Source organism: Methanoplanus sp. FWC-SCC4 (assembly GCF_032878975.1).
Classification (GTDB): Archaea; Halobacteriota; Methanomicrobia; order Methanomicrobiales; family Methanomicrobiaceae; genus Methanochimaera; species Methanochimaera problematica.
On the sequence record NZ_CP043875.1, the window covers coordinates 541,872 to 556,660 of the forward strand.

Consider the following 14,789-nt stretch of genomic DNA (forward strand, 5'->3'; position numbering starts at 1 on the left):
TTTTTTATTTTTTTATCATTTATTGGTATTTTTGAATATCCTGTTTTCACTTTTCTAAAGTTGCCACCATATTACAATGGCACCGGTTGCAAAGAATATGATTCCTATAAAGATTCTTATGATATACCTGTATTCCTCCCTGAATGAGTTTATTCTTTCAGGTGGCAGTCCTGTGCATGAAATTAAGGTTATGATTATCAGCGGAAGTACAAACATCAGGTTATATAGCACAAGGTATGGTATGCCTTCATAAACAGTCATCTCTGAAGAAAGAAGTCCGAGTATTGCAAGATATATGCCGCCTGTGCAGGGAAGTTCAAAAATACCAACCAGTATCCCAAGTATGAATGCAGCGGGAATTGTTGCTTTTTTTATGAATCTGCTTATTGTTGTTTTTTGCGACTCCGGAATTTTAATGGATATTCCCCTCCCTTTAAAAATCCCGTCAGTGATATTTATAAAACCGGCAATAATTGCAATAATTCCGGCGACTATGGAAAATGCATATGATAGTCCTGCTGACTGGATGAATGTTATAATACCCAAACCTGCAAGAAGGTAAAAAAGGAATACAGCAAGCGTATATGTAAATCCTGTAATCAGCATTTTTTTTCTGGATTCAACAGTGCTGAGACCTATTAATAATATTACAAGCACTGCAAATGCACACGGGTTTATCCCGTCTGCGAGACCTGCTGACAGAACAAGAGGTATGGTGAGGTTATCAGAATCATCTTTTACAGATGTATTTTCAGACGTTTTTACTTCAGCCCATTTTTTTTCATACTCACTATCCGGTATCTTTCCAGCATCTAATGAACTGATAACATCTTCATAATTACTATCAATGTTAAAAAAACCTTCAATGATAACCGTATCTCCTGTCAGAACTGCCGGGTAGGATAGATATTTTTTCCCGTATTTTTCTCCAAAGAGGTAGAGTAATTCCTGGTTATTGGGTGAATTGTATGTGTCGTAATAATAAACGCTGATATTGGGATATTTGGATGAGATTTCTTTTATTATTGGTATTGCCTTGTGGCATGCACTGCAATGCTGGTTGTAGAATACATTTATGGATGTATTTGAAGTATCCAGCCTGGACTGTGAGAAAGTTGTAAAATTATTGTATGAATAATTGCTGTTATTTGGGGTGAGGCCTGAATTCAGGGCAGTATTCTCTGTCTGGATCAGATTGCCGGCATTTACATTTAATGCTAAAAGCATTAAGGCAATCACCAATAATATTTTTTTTAGATCCAGAATCATTGTAAACCAGTTTAGAGAATTATTATTTATCTTCCTTGCCTTAAGCTGAACTGAAGAATATTTTTATAACCTGTTAATCTGTTTAATCAAATCATCCTTATTGTTCTTTAAAATGATATTTGCATCTAAACCCTGATTTAGAGTTTTTATTTATGTTTATTGTGACTCTGAATAATCCGATTCAAATAATTGGCAGGGCTTTTGTTCTAATTAATCCCCGATAAAAGTTGCAGTATTATAAAAACAAAAAAAATTTAGTTATTTTTAATCGCCTGCTTCGTAGATGTTGGTAATGAAGCGTGCTACAAATATATTCCATATTGGCAGCAGAATGAGTGCCAGAATCCATCCAAAGAGGGGGATTACCATAAGGACAAATAAAATTGCAATGAAAATCAGTGAAATAATCCAGAGTAAGATCCAGTATCCTATGTAGCCAAGCCATCCAAGACCTTTTGAAATCTGATCATTGATTGCACTGATATTGAATGCCTCTCCTATGCTGTCTGTTTTGCCAAGGCGGACCAGTCCCATTGTCATGAAAAGGGTAAGCAGAAGAATTACCACTCCTGTCAACATTATCCCGAGGAAAAATTCGGAAAATACCAGAATACTCCCTGCATCTCCTGTTGAAAAGGCTCCCATAGCGGCAGGGAATATTGCAAATATACCGAATACCATAGCGATAATAATTGCAGGAATCATGTAAAGCAGGGTTACAATGTTCATCTTCCAGCCCTGAACAAATAGTTCTCCCCATCTGTCAATCTCAGGAGCAGGTCTTACACCGGAATAAATTCTGTAAACATATCCGTTTAGTAACGGAACAAGATTTAATGTAATACCCTGTATGAATGAGCATACAAGCAGGAGAATCACTTTCATGAAATCTCCGGCAATGCTGTCCTTCGTGTAAGCGAAAGCATCTCCAATAATATCTTTTGCCATAACTATCACCACTTTATTTTAGGTTTTAAAAAATCTATTTTCTTTGGATTTAAGGTATTCGTCTTGTTGTTATGAAAATTAATTTGTGATTTGTAAATCAGATGTTTTTTGGCAGGAATATGTATCCATGTAATATTGGTTTGTTAATGAAGAGATTGCGGATTTCAATGACAAAACAGACAGATATAAAAACTAAAGTCCACCGGTTCACATTGAAAAAAAATTTTTAAACGAATAATATAATTTTTAAAACATTGAGTTTTTCAAAAAACCGGAATATCGATAATTCTTTGATTAAGATTATTTAATAAAAAATTGGTTTAAATAAATCTGGGTTTTTCTGAAAGTTTCTTTGAAGTATAAATAGGTCTGAACGGATTACCCTCACAGTCCTGTTTCACACGTTTTTCAAGTTCTTCTGCTGTATATTCAACTTTCATTGGCTTCTTTGGCTGTGATTCACGCCTGATTGTAACTGTGAGTTTACCGGTTTCTACTTCACTGTCTCCGACGACTGCAACATAAGGTACCCAGTCCATTCCTGCTTCTCTGACCTTTTTGCCGACACTTTCCTCACGGTCATCCATATCGCAGCGTACTCCTGCATTGTTCAACTGGAGGCAGACTTTTTCTGCGAAATCAATGTGACGTTCTGCAACAGGCACAACTCTCACCTGTGTTGGGGAAAGCCATACAGGGAGCATAGGAACATCCTGTGTTGCTGTGTTTTCCAGAAGTGCGCATATAACACGTTCGATAGAGCCTGTTGGGGAACAGTGGATAATTGGTGGGTGAACAGCCTCATTGTTGGTATTGTAATATTTTATATCAAAGCGGTCAGCACTTTCCACATCAATCTGGACTGTCGGGTTTTCAATAGGTCTTCCCTGACCGTCAATTGCTGCAAGATCAACTTTTGCGATCCAGTAGTGAACGCGGTCTGAGAGTGTCTCAATCAGCATCGGTGTCTCTGACATCCTGACAATCTTCTTAACCCACTCTTCATGTTCTTTGTAGAAATCCTCAGTACAGCGGAATACGCCGGCAAGAGGGGTCTCAAAGTCCTTTCCTGTTTTCCATCCAAGGAGGAGCTGTTCTTCAAAGCATTTCAGGGTCTGTTCCATGTCTGCACAGAGTGAATGCATATCAGGCATGGTAAATGCACGAAGACGCTTAAGACCGATACATTCACCTTTCTGCTCGTGGCGGAATGAGTATGTCGAGAGTTCATACATCTTCATTGGAAGTGTATTAGGAGAGATGTGCATGTCATGCATGATTGAAAACATACCAAAGCATGCTGCAAAGCGGAGCATCATGTTGCGGTTTCCTGATTTGAAACGGTACTGCCTTTCGCCGAATTTTCCTGCATGTTCGTTGATGGCTGCATCGCCGAGATCATACATGACAGGGGTCTCGACCGGCATTCCGCCATAATCCAGAACAAGCTTTAACACATAATCCGAGAGCAGATCGCGTACAAGTTTTCCACGGGGCATCCAGCGGTGGTGACCTACATCTGATAAAGGCTCGTAGTCAACAAGCTCTTTTGCGCGCATGAGTTCAACATGCAGTGGTTCACCGCCCTGTTCAACTCCAAGCCCTGTCTCTTTTTTGACAAGTTTTCCAAAAGGAGTGTCATCGGCAAATTCGTGGAAGTCTTTCTTTTCTCCTTTTGGAGTCATGACAAAGAAATTGTGGGTAACTTCTTTTTTAGCCGGCTTGTCGGATTCCCCGGGAACAATTGTTCTTGAAAGTTCGGACAGCGGGTGTCCCTTGCATGAGAGTGTAAATGCTTTGTACCATCCAAAAGGTGCACGCTTTACATTAAGATTACCTGCATCTTTACAGTTTTCCTCAATTCCCTTTAAAACCTCAACTGCCACTTTTGGAGATGACAGATCGCTTGAGAGATGGGCATAAGGGTAAATCATAACATTTGTGGTGCCAAGCTTTTCAGCAGTATCTCTAACCTCTTTTGATGCCTGCAAAATTACATCCTTTGGGTCTTCTTCATCAATAGATTCCACGGCGCAGAATACGGTAAGTGCCTCGTCAAGTGAATCCTCGAGGACTACCTCTTCTTCTGCAACAGGGGTTTTTTTCTGTGCAATGTATTTTATATTGTCAGAATGAATTAACAGAAGTCGCATTTTTTATGTCTCCGGTTGCCTTAAAAATTAGTGTTCTTCAGTATTTAGGTTATCTAATTTAGAGTTTTCCTGCCTGCTGTTTTTATAATACCTTGACAGAGTTGCATTTTTCTGATTGAAGTATTTTGCATCTCCTTTTGATCCGTATGGTTTTGAAGCACGCTCTGTCGGGTAGAATACAAGCTGGCCGATTGGCATTCCTGCATAGAGTCTTACAGGGCGCTGGTTTGCGTTGTATATTTCAAGTGTTATTGTTCCTGAAAAACCTGCATCTATCCATCCGCCTGTCTGATGGAGTGTGATCCCAAATCTTGCAATGCTGCTTTTTCCTTCAATTGTTGCAACTATATCATCGGGAAGACGGATTGACTCAAATGTTTCCGCGAGAACAAACATTCCCGGGTAGATGTCTATGTAATCCGATACTTTCTCCGATACGTTTGACGTTATTGATTCTCCGTTATAAGGGTCAATTACTTCATCGCATTCATCATACCAGACGAAATGGTTGCCAAGACGGATATCAAGAGAGTTGGGCTGAATAAATTTTTCATCAAATGGTTCAACACCAATAAATCCCCTTTTTATCCTGTCGTGGATCTGCCAGTCAACAAGGATCATAATATACCAGAAAATATTGGTTTGTTTAGTGATTAAAATTGTCGTGATGATACAGAACGGTTGAAGTTTTTTGGAAATATTAATTTTTGAAATATTTGGTAATCGAATTATGATATTTTGTTAATTTGGCTTTTTTTATCAAAATAAAAATGGTTGTTTTTTCCGAAAAGATATTGAAGTTAAATAAAGCAAAATTGTAGCTTATTGTGCATTTAGTTAAAATTTTACCCTGATCTAACCGGCAATTCTGAATACAAATATGAGATAGTAAAGCGCAACTCCGAGCATAAGAATTCCTGCAATCCTTCTTATTTCTGTTTGCCATTTTATAATGCCTCGGGTAAAACCGGATTGTTTCCCGGATGCAAGTGCTGATAGAATAAAAAGAGGAAGGCCCATCCCGGCCCCGTATATTATAAAATTAAGAAGATTTTCAAGAAATCCTACTGTCGATGAACTGACAGCAAATAGAACGAATAAAGATGCGGGGTTGCAGGGAAGGACAATAAGCCCGAAGAATGACCCATATAAAAATGCACTTAAACCTGGATTTTTTGCCTTTGGAATTAAAAAGTGCGGGAAAATACCCCCTGTGTCAATGTCAAGGATCAATAATATGGAAAAAACTGCCAGTATCAAAAACAGGACGGGAGACAAATAGGACAGTACAAAAACAATTGACAAATGAAAGAAGGAAACAATTAAAAGCCCGAATATAAACATGGAAGTTATTACTCCGGCCATTACTAATGCGCCAAGGTATATTTCCGGGATATTATGAGTTTTAGTTTCTGATTTTTTTATAGTCTGATTTGAAAGATAAACGAGAAATGCAGGGTAAAGGGGAATTGCACATACTGCACCCAGAGGGGCAAAAAGGCCCGATAAAAAAGATATCCACAGATTTGTTATAAGTCCTATTGCAAACACCCCTGTGTGATGGCATCCTTTAGATATTCAGCATTTTTTATACCAATGTTGAACATTACAGGTTCTGTGCATTTTGGGTGTATCATAATAACAGGTGCTGTAATTGGCTGAACAACCAGTTCACCAAATTCAGAGATTAGTTTTTCTGTAAGTTCGGGTGGAGAAACTGCATAATACCCATTAAATCCGTTATCCTGAATGTGTTTTTTGAGTGTTTCCGGTTTGTCATTATAGTCCAGATCAAGACCAATGTTTATAAATTCCGTATCTGTCAGTCCGGAAATTCTGGCAATCTCCTCCTGTTGTTTTGTACATACCGGGCAGAGTATTGTGAAAGATGTAATAAGAACAGGTTTATCCTCAAAATCATTAATTTTAAAATTTTCACCTGTTAATACATCAGATAGCACATAGTCTCTGTAGTCACTGTTATTATTTTTTGTATCTTCTGAAAAAACAAGGACTGATATTATGATTATTGCTGATAATATTACGACCAGAATTTTTACAAACCTGTCAGTCTGGTTTTTTGATTTACTGTTATTTTCCATTCCCCGTGATCACCTGATTTTGTATGTTGGGGATTTAAGTCTCAAAAAAGTTTGTATGAATTGATTATGAAATTTTACTCTTCGTCATTTACAGTATCGGTTATCCCTTTGATTCTGTTTTCGGCCCTTCTTAAAAGTCCGTGCATGGTGGATACCTCACGCGTCGTAAGCATAGTCCTTCCAAAAATTCGTCTCAGCATAACAAGAGTGTTCTCACGTTTGTAATCGGGATGATCGATAGTGTTGAGGAATTCATTGAAATGCTCATGTAGTGCATCCATTTCTATTCGTGATGCATATTCATAGATGCCTCTTGGAAGATTTGCAAGCTCATAGACAACTATACCGACAGCATGTGAGATGTTTACAATCGGGTACACATGGGATGTCGGGATAGTGCATATAATATCGCATTTTGAGATTTCTTCATTTGAAAGACCCCAGTTTTCGCGTCCGAATATAATTGAAACCCTGCCATCAATATCTTTTATGATGTCACGAAGTTCTGAAGGTGTATAATAAGGCATCCGCATTGCTGTTGAAACACTTTTAGAAAGTTCTCCGGTGGTGGCAATTAGGAGGTTGCTTTTGTCAATTATTTCATCAAGTGATGAAACATGACGGGCATTTTCAAGTACATCACGTGCATGTGATGACCTTGCAATTGCATCATCTCCAATTTCCGGGGGATTTATGAGGGTCAGATTATTAAAACCGAAGTTTTTCATGACCCTTGCGGTAAACCCGATATTCCCTTCATAAAGGGGTTCACAGAGGACAATTTCAATTTCAGGCATTACTGTACAGCACGAACTGTTTCTTTTAAGGCTTTTGAGCCGTTGTCGTAAACTGCATTCCCGACTACTATGGTGTCAGCATATTTCCCCATTTCTGCGGCTTTTTCACCACAGTTAATGCCTCCGCCATAATACAGAACAGAATCCTCAATTGTTTCTGATACTGCCTTAACGATTTCAGGATTTCCGTATGTTCCTGAATATTCAATATAAACAATCGGGAAATTGAAGTATTTATCCGCCACTTTTGCAAATGCACAGACATCTTCTTTTGGAAGGTCACATATTGCCTTTGTAACTCTTCCTACGGATGATTTTGGATTTAAGACAATATATGCTTCAGGAACCACAAGGTCCCATCTGATATTTGCATCTTTTTTAACCCAGGATTCATGTTTTCCAATAATCCAGGTTGGATCAGGTGTGTTCAGTACACTCGGGACAAACAGACCCTGAACTTCTTCGAAGATCACACCACTTGGATCTGCCGGTTCGACAACCATTGGAACCCCGTATTGTTTTACCTGTTCACGAAGAACTGTCAGGTTCTCTTTTGTAACATTTAGTGTCCCTGAAAGCATCAGGGCATCTGTACCACTTGTGACTATCTCTTCGACTGATTCGGGTGGCAGTTGTTTGTCAGGATCAAGTTTGGTTACGTGTTTCCAGTTTTTCCAATCGATTTTCATTTGAATCCACCAAATTTATGACTTGTTTTGTAATTGTTCTAATTTTTCTTTAGAAATACCTGTTTTCTTTGAAAGAATGGCTGGATCTGCATTTTTGAGAGATTTTTTGTTGGTGATGCCTGCCATGTATAATTTTTCAAGCAGTGCCTCACCAATACCCGCAATCTGCAGAAGTTCTTTTTTACCCTCTTCAAAACTTTTCTTGCTGATTTTTTCAGGAACGGATACTTTTTTTCCTTCACAGACTTTTGTTACATGTTTGTGTACGGTATCAATGTTGATTCCGGTTTTATGGCTTAAATATGCAGGATGAATAAAGCAGAAATCTTCAGGAGAAAGGAAGCCGGATTCCATGTATTTTTTAAGACTTACTGCAGGGACGCCGTATTCCTTTAAAATTGCTTTGTTGTATATCGCCTTTGCCTCATTTATCAGTGATTCTGCTTCCTGTTCACTGACAAAAAGAGTCTGAAGCTTTTTCCTGTCTGATGAAGCAATGTCACCAATTTCATTAATGCCATCATCAATAAAGGCATTAACAACTTTGGCATGGCTTCTGCCCCTTCTTGGCGGAATTACCTTTCTTACAAATTTTCTCATTTCAGAGCGTTTGCGCAAAATTTCCAGGACTTCTTCAGCTTCTGCTCTGATCTTTGTAATTTCAGCTTCGCTTATTTTTGTTCTTCTTATCAGATCATTTATATCCAGTGTTGCGATTTCATATACCGAATAAATGTTTTCAGAATGAAGATTTGCAATCAATACATCATTCATCGAAGGCATCATTCTGAGGGCCTCCAGATTTGAGTTTATATGATTGCAAAGCGGGCAGCCAATATCCCAGGGTCTTGCGCCTTTTCTTATAAGTTTTATATATCTTAATCCGTGAATGTCACACACTTTTTCTTCACGAATTGCGTTTCCCCACTGTGCAGAAGGAAGGCCTATATTAAAAGAACAGTCTGGATAACCGTTGCATCCGATAAACTGAGCCATTCCTTTTGATTTTCTTATCATCAGGCTGTTGCCACAGACCGGACACTTTCCAATCATCCGCTCTTCGGCTGTCCTGTCCATTATGTCATTTCCGATGTTCTCCTCATTTTGTTCGAGATCATCGAAAATTCTGTGCAGCATCCCTTTTGATTCATTGACCACACTGGTTTTACGCATCGACCCTTTTTTGATGTCCTCCATATGTGATTCAATAGTCTGGGTCATGTCAGGTTTTGTTATAAGTCCTGCATATTGTTCAAGAGTTTCTGTCACTGCTCTTCCCACAAGGGTGGGTTTAAGAGGAGTTCCTTCCACATAGCGTCTTGAAACAAGTTTTCCTATAACATCATGGCGTGTGGATTTTGTACCAAGTCCAAGTTCTTCCATTTGCTGGATAAGTTTGCTTTGTGAATACCTTGGCGGGGGGAGAGTCTCTTTTTCTTCAAGAACAATTTCCTTTACCGGCAGTGAGTCACCTGTTGACAATTCAGGGAGTTCCTGTTCTTTTGCCTGACTGTATGTGTAAACATGCCTGTAACCTTCGTATTCAAGTTTCTGCCCGGTTGAAGTATAGGGTTCAGTTCCTGCATTAAAAAGATATTTTAGTGTTTTCCATCTTGCATCAGGGGAAAGAGTTGCAAGGAATCTTCTTACTACAAGTTCATAGACTTTCCAGGTCTGTTCATCCATTTGCTCTGGTTTTGCAGCGCCGGCCGGGTGAATCGGGGGATGATCAGTACTTGACTTCTTTCCCTGTGTTGGTTTTTCCCGCTTATTTGCAATAACCCATTCAACTTCATTTTTAAACGGAGAATTTTTAAGTTCTGTTAATATAGCATCAAGGTCAAGGGATGCAGGATAGATTGTATTGTCAGTTCTTGGATAAGAGATAAAACCGTTCATATACAGTTCTTCGGCGATACGCATTGCATTTGCCGCACTTAAGCCCAGACGGCTTGCCGCGACTATAAATGCGGTTGTATCAAAAGGAGTTGGAGAATGGTCGTTTTTGGTTCCTTTTTTGACTTCAGTTACCAAAAGAGGCTCTTTTGTATTTGATTCTGCTAATTTTGCCTCATCAAAGTTCCAGAATTTTCCAGAGGTATGGCGTGCTTCAAAAATCTCATTGTTTTTTTCTGAAATTAAGCCAAGCATCCAGTATGGTTCAGGGATAAAGGCCTCTATTTCTTTTTCCCTGTCAACAATCATTGCAAGTGTCGGGCTTTGTACACGACCAACGCTCAGGATGTTGTTGCCACCTCTTTTTGCAGCAATACTTATGAATCTTGTAAGTGATGCACCCCATACAAGATCAATTTCCTGTCTTGTTTCTCCTGCTTCCGCAAGATTGAAATCAATTTCAGTAGGATTTTCAAATGCTGACTTAATTTCCTGTTTTGTTATTGCACTGAATATTGCACGGTTTATTCTGACAGATTTGTTTGCTGATCTTACGATTTCGTATGCCTCTTTTCCGATTAACTCTCCCTCACGGTCATAATCAGTTGCAATTGTAACGAGGTCTGCTTTTTTTGAAAGTTTTTTGATGAGGTTTACAATCTTTTTTTCCGTTGGTTTTTTTATGATCCCTGCATCAATAAGGGTTCTGGGAGTATGCACCTCACTTCTCCAGTTTGAATATCCCGGCTCAAAATCTATTTCAACAACATGCCCGCGAAGTCCTATTGAAACAGAATCATTGAAATGGTAGAGATTTACCCCGCCGTCTTTTTCTGTTTTAACTTTCTGGTCTTCTGCGAGAAATCCGGCAATCCTTTGAGCCGCAATGTTTTTCTCTGCAATAATAAGGTGCATATTTTTGGTTCACTCCATCTTTTCGATGTATTCTTTAATTGTATTATTGAGGGTCTTTGGATCTGCCCTTCCTCTGGTCTCTTTCATAACCTGTCCTACGAGGAAGTTTAATGCATTGCTTTTTCCGCTGTGGAAATCTTCAATTGCCTGAGGATTGTTTTCGATAATATTTCTTATAATTTCATCGAATTCATTGTCACTGCCTTTTCCGAGTCCGAGTTTTTTGACGATAGCAGAAGGCAAATCAGGTTTTTTACCTTCTTTTATTTCATCAAGTGTCATTCTCAGAATGTCAACTGCAACACGATCCGTTATTTCTTTCTCTTTTAATAAAGTTACAAGTTCTGTGAAGTTCTCAGGCGGGACAGAATCGATTTTCATATCGCGGTAGTAAAGTTCTCCAAGAAGGGTGTCTGCAACCCATGTTGCTGATAAAACAGGCTCATTTTCTGCTATGAGTTCATAGAAATCTGCAACTTTTATGTCGCCTGTAAGAGTTTTTGCATGGTTTAATGAAATATTATACTGTTCTATGAATCTCTCCCTTTTTGCATCAGGAAGTTCGGGGAGCTCAATATCATTAACCCAGTCTTTTACTTTTAAGGGTTTTAGATCGGGTTCCGGGAAATAGCGGTAATCATTTTCTTCTTCCTTGCTTCTGGAACCTGTTGTAATGCCTCTTCCCTCAAGGAAGTGACGGGTTTCCTGAGCAATCTCCTGGCCGCGTCTGATAAGATTCCTCTGACGTGTAATCTCAAACAGAAGAGCTTTTTCAACTCCTTTGTAGGAAGAAATATTTTTACATTCCACACGTTTGTGGCCTTCAAGTGAAATGTTTGCATCCACACGGATTGCTCCTTCCTTTTCCCCGTCAAATACGTCCAGGTATTCAAGTGTTGCACGGAGTTTGTTTAAGAAGCGGCGTGCTTCTTTTGGAGATGAGAGATCCGGTTCGGTAACTATTTCGATTAAAGGAATAGAAGACCTGTTGTAGTCAACAAGAGAGTAACCCACCCTGTCGCGACTTGTTTTGTGAACCAGTCTTCCGGGATCTTCTTCCAGGTGTATCCTTGTGATTCTTATCTCTTTATCATGCCCTTCATCATCATCAATAATCATTATGCCCCGTTCTGCAATCGGCTTGTCATACTGACTTATCTGATAGCCTTTCGGGAGGTCAGGGTAAAAATAATTCTTTCTTGAAAATTCAGAATATTCAGGTATCTCAAGATTAAGAGCCTTTGCAACCTTAAGCGCGTAATATACCGCCTGTTTATTCAGTTTTGGGAGAGCACCAGGAAGTCCGAGACATATCGGGCAGACGTGAGTGTTGGGTTCATCATTTCTGTAATCAGTGGAACAGCTGCAGAACAGTTTTGTCTTTGTATTGAGCTGACAGTGGATTTCAAGACCGATGATTACCTTTAAGTCCTTTACATCTTTTGTTTCTGCCATGTTCATGCCACCTCCTGCTCATATGCAAATGCAGTGTCGATTACTGTCTCATCATCGAAGTGTTTTCCAATAATCTGAAGACCGACTGGCATATTATCTACCTTTCCGCATGGGACTGATATTGCAGGAACTCCTGCAAGGTTTGCAGGTACGGTCAGAATGTCGCTTAAGTACATCTCAAGGGGATCACTTTTTTCAGCCAGTTTGTAAGCAATATTTGGCATTGTAGGGCCTGCAATAACATCCACGTCTTTTAAGACTCTCAGAAAATCCTTTCTGACGTTGCTCATTGCGACCTGAGCCTTTGCATAGTATTTTCCGTAATATCCTGCTGAAAGTGCAAAAGTACCTAAGAGAATTCTGCGTTTTACTTCTTCTCCAAAGTATTTGCTACGGTAATCCCTGTATTCATCGTGCCACTGTCTTTTCTTCTCGACAGTCGGACCGAATCTGACACCGTCAAACCTTGAAAGATTTGAAGATGCCTCACTTGTGCATGTTACATAGTATGCTGCAAGTGCATACCTCATGCTTGGAATAGAGCAGTCAACAATCTCTGCGCCGAGTGATTCAAGCTTTGATAGTGCATCCTTTACAACTGATGCAACATTCGCATCAACACCCTCTCCAAAATATTCCTTTGGGACACCGATTTTCTTTCCTTTGATGTTATCTTCAGGAGTGTGTGAATACGGTCTGCTGTAAGAAGTTGAGTCCTGTGAATCAGGCTGTGATATTACTTCCATCAGTTTTGAAACGTCAGAAACATTTTTTGCCATCGGACCTATCTGTTCGAGTGAATTGGAATATGCAATAAGTCCGTAGCGGGAAACTCTTCCGTAAGTTGGCTTTAACCCGACAATCCCGCAAAATGCTGCAGGACATCTAATTGAACCTCCTGTGTCGCTCCCAAGAGCCATTGGAACCATTCCTGATGCAACCGCCGCTGCACTTCCTCCTGATGATCCCCCAGGCACACGGGTTTTGTCGCATGGATTAGTGGTAGGGCCAAATGAAGAGTTCTCTGTTGTTGTTCCCATACCGAATTCATCCATGTTGGTTTTACCAACTATTGCTGCGCCTTCATTTTTCAGAAGTTCTATTACATGCGCATCATACTGTGGAATATATCCTTTAAGAATCTGTGACCCGCAGGTTGTTTCAATTCCTTTTGTTGAAATATTGTCTTTTATTGCGACCGGGATTCCGGCAAGTTTTCCTTCGCCAAAAGAAGCCTCTTTAAGAATTGTGATGAATGCGTTGTTTTCATCCTTTTTACCAAATGTGTACACTCCCATTCTCACATCACCTTTGGTGCTTTAATATAGCCTTCTTCCGTTTCGCCGGGTGTGGATAATGCTTCTTCCTGGGGGAGTGAAGGAATGATTTCATCCTCACGAAGAACATTATACAAATCTCCTTCTTCAATTTCTTCAGAATCAACAGTGTCCAGAATATCGAAGTATTCAAGAATATTATTGAATTGATCTGTAAATCCTGCAATTTTGTCTTTTTCTATTGTTATATCGGCAAGTCTGGCGATGCCTTCAACTTCATTTTCCGAGACCATTACTACGAATACCTCAAATTAACTGATCTATGTACCGTTGCACCGAGTTTTTATAACCATTTTGTCGTGCAAGTTTCTGTATTTCTTTCCATATCCCACTACCATACTGCATTGCTTTTTTGCCGTAGAATGCAAAATCATCCGGCATATGACGGGCTGCAACACATCTTAGTGGGTACTTTCTGATTCCTGATTTTACTATTTCACTAGTGGGTATTTCCCTTGCAGCGCGCACCACACGGATATCCATATACGGGCATGATATGTATGTTCCATTCATACCGGCCACGGCCTGTTCACGCATGCTTTGGACAGAAAGGCTTTCAAAATCTTTCCTGAGTGTATCCCTGATGGAATCCGTTTCAAGATATCGTGCATATCCGCCGAAAAGTTCGTCTGCGCCCTGTCCGGCTATAACACGTTCAAAGCCGTTAATATGTGCCCATCTGGTGATGAAGTACATTGTTGTTGCAATTGATACGTCCACAGGTGTTTTGTTTGGAATTACTTTAATAACCTTTTTTATTGCAGGCTCTATCTCATCTTTTTTTATCTCGACGAAATTAGTATCTGTAAGGCCAATTCCTGCTGCAACTTCCTTTGCATGGATTAAATCATGTGAATTTTCAAGCCCGACCGTAACACAGGGGCGATTTGAAAGTTTTGCTATAAGGGCAGAGTCCACCCCGCCTGAAAATGCCACTACCCCTTTATCTGCCCGAAGGCTGACTGCTTTTAGAATTGCATCTTCGAGAGGCACTGCGGGTGGATTCGGGTTTATGGTGCCTGTGACTTTACTTGCGCACATAATTACCCCGGGCGGGCATTTTCCCGGCATTATTCCAAAATGATCCCTTGCGGCACAGTCATCCCATTCCAGATAAAATTCACCGCCGCAGTCCCTGAGCTGTGAGTAATCCTTTCCCAGAAGAGATTTCAGATTTGAACTGTCAATTATCTCTCCGTCTTTCTCAATCCATCCGTGGAGTTTCAAT

The 14,789-nt window shown here is 39.8% G+C and carries 13 protein-coding genes; all 13 read right to left on the minus strand.

The features are described from left to right. Positions 1–54: 54 nt before the first annotated feature. Entirely contained in the window at positions 55–1,227 is a 1,173-nt protein-coding gene (locus tag F1737_RS02725) for a cytochrome c biogenesis CcdA family protein (protein ID WP_317137248.1), read from the minus strand. 306 nt (positions 1,228–1,533) lie between these two features. Next, positions 1,534–2,217, minus strand: coding sequence for a DUF4013 domain-containing protein (locus tag F1737_RS02730; protein WP_317137249.1), 684 nt, complete (start codon positions 2,215–2,217; stop codon positions 1,534–1,536). 320 nt (positions 2,218–2,537) lie between these two features. Further along, on the minus strand, positions 2,538–4,370 hold the full coding sequence (locus tag F1737_RS02735; RefSeq protein ID WP_317137250.1) for a threonine--tRNA ligase: 1,833 nt from the start codon (positions 4,368–4,370) through the stop codon (positions 2,538–2,540). A 27-nt stretch (positions 4,371–4,397) separates the two neighbouring features. Next, on the minus strand, positions 4,398–4,991 hold the full coding sequence (gene dcd, locus F1737_RS02740) for a dCTP deaminase (protein WP_317137251.1): 594 nt from the start codon (positions 4,989–4,991) through the stop codon (positions 4,398–4,400). A gap of 234 nt (positions 4,992–5,225) precedes the next feature. After that, on the minus strand, positions 5,226–5,921 hold the full coding sequence (locus F1737_RS02745; RefSeq protein WP_317137252.1) for a cytochrome c biogenesis CcdA family protein: 696 nt from the start codon (positions 5,919–5,921) through the stop codon (positions 5,226–5,228). Next, the gene (locus F1737_RS02750) at positions 5,909–6,472 is read right to left on the minus strand and encodes a hypothetical protein (RefSeq protein WP_317137253.1); all 564 of its coding nucleotides are present in this window, start codon (positions 6,470–6,472) and stop codon (positions 5,909–5,911) included. The genes F1737_RS02745 and F1737_RS02750 overlap by 13 nt, the downstream gene beginning before the upstream one ends. Positions 6,473–6,546: 74 nt before the next feature. After that, the gene (locus tag F1737_RS02755; RefSeq protein WP_317137254.1) at positions 6,547–7,269 is read right to left on the minus strand and encodes an RNA methyltransferase; all 723 of its coding nucleotides are present in this window, start codon (positions 7,267–7,269) and stop codon (positions 6,547–6,549) included. Further along, positions 7,269–7,958 (minus strand): phosphoglycerol geranylgeranyltransferase, encoded by a 690-nt coding sequence (locus F1737_RS02760; protein ID WP_317137255.1) that lies wholly within the window; start codon positions 7,956–7,958, stop codon positions 7,269–7,271. Before F1737_RS02760 ends, F1737_RS02755 begins: the two co-directional genes overlap by 1 nt. A 15-nt stretch (positions 7,959–7,973) precedes the next feature. Next, on the minus strand, positions 7,974–10,769 hold the full coding sequence (locus tag F1737_RS02765) for a DNA topoisomerase I (protein WP_317137256.1): 2,796 nt from the start codon (positions 10,767–10,769) through the stop codon (positions 7,974–7,976). A 9-nt stretch (positions 10,770–10,778) separates the two neighbouring features. Beyond that, complete coding sequence (gatB, locus tag F1737_RS02770) at positions 10,779–12,224, minus strand: Asp-tRNA(Asn)/Glu-tRNA(Gln) amidotransferase subunit GatB (protein ID WP_317137257.1); 1,446 nt, start codon at positions 12,222–12,224, stop codon at positions 10,779–10,781. A 2-nt stretch (positions 12,225–12,226) separates the two neighbouring features. After that, positions 12,227–13,522 (minus strand): Asp-tRNA(Asn)/Glu-tRNA(Gln) amidotransferase subunit GatA, encoded by a 1,296-nt coding sequence (gene gatA / locus F1737_RS02775; protein WP_317137258.1) that lies wholly within the window; start codon positions 13,520–13,522, stop codon positions 12,227–12,229. A 2-nt stretch (positions 13,523–13,524) separates the two neighbouring features. After that, a complete protein-coding gene (gatC, locus tag F1737_RS02780; protein ID WP_317137259.1) occupies positions 13,525–13,794 on the minus strand; it encodes an Asp-tRNA(Asn)/Glu-tRNA(Gln) amidotransferase subunit GatC in 270 nt (89 codons plus the stop codon). A gap of 13 nt (positions 13,795–13,807) precedes the next feature. Further along, on the minus strand, positions 13,808–14,788 hold the full coding sequence (locus F1737_RS02785; RefSeq protein WP_317137260.1) for an asparagine synthase C-terminal domain-containing protein: 981 nt from the start codon (positions 14,786–14,788) through the stop codon (positions 13,808–13,810). Position 14,789: the final 1 nt, after the last annotated feature.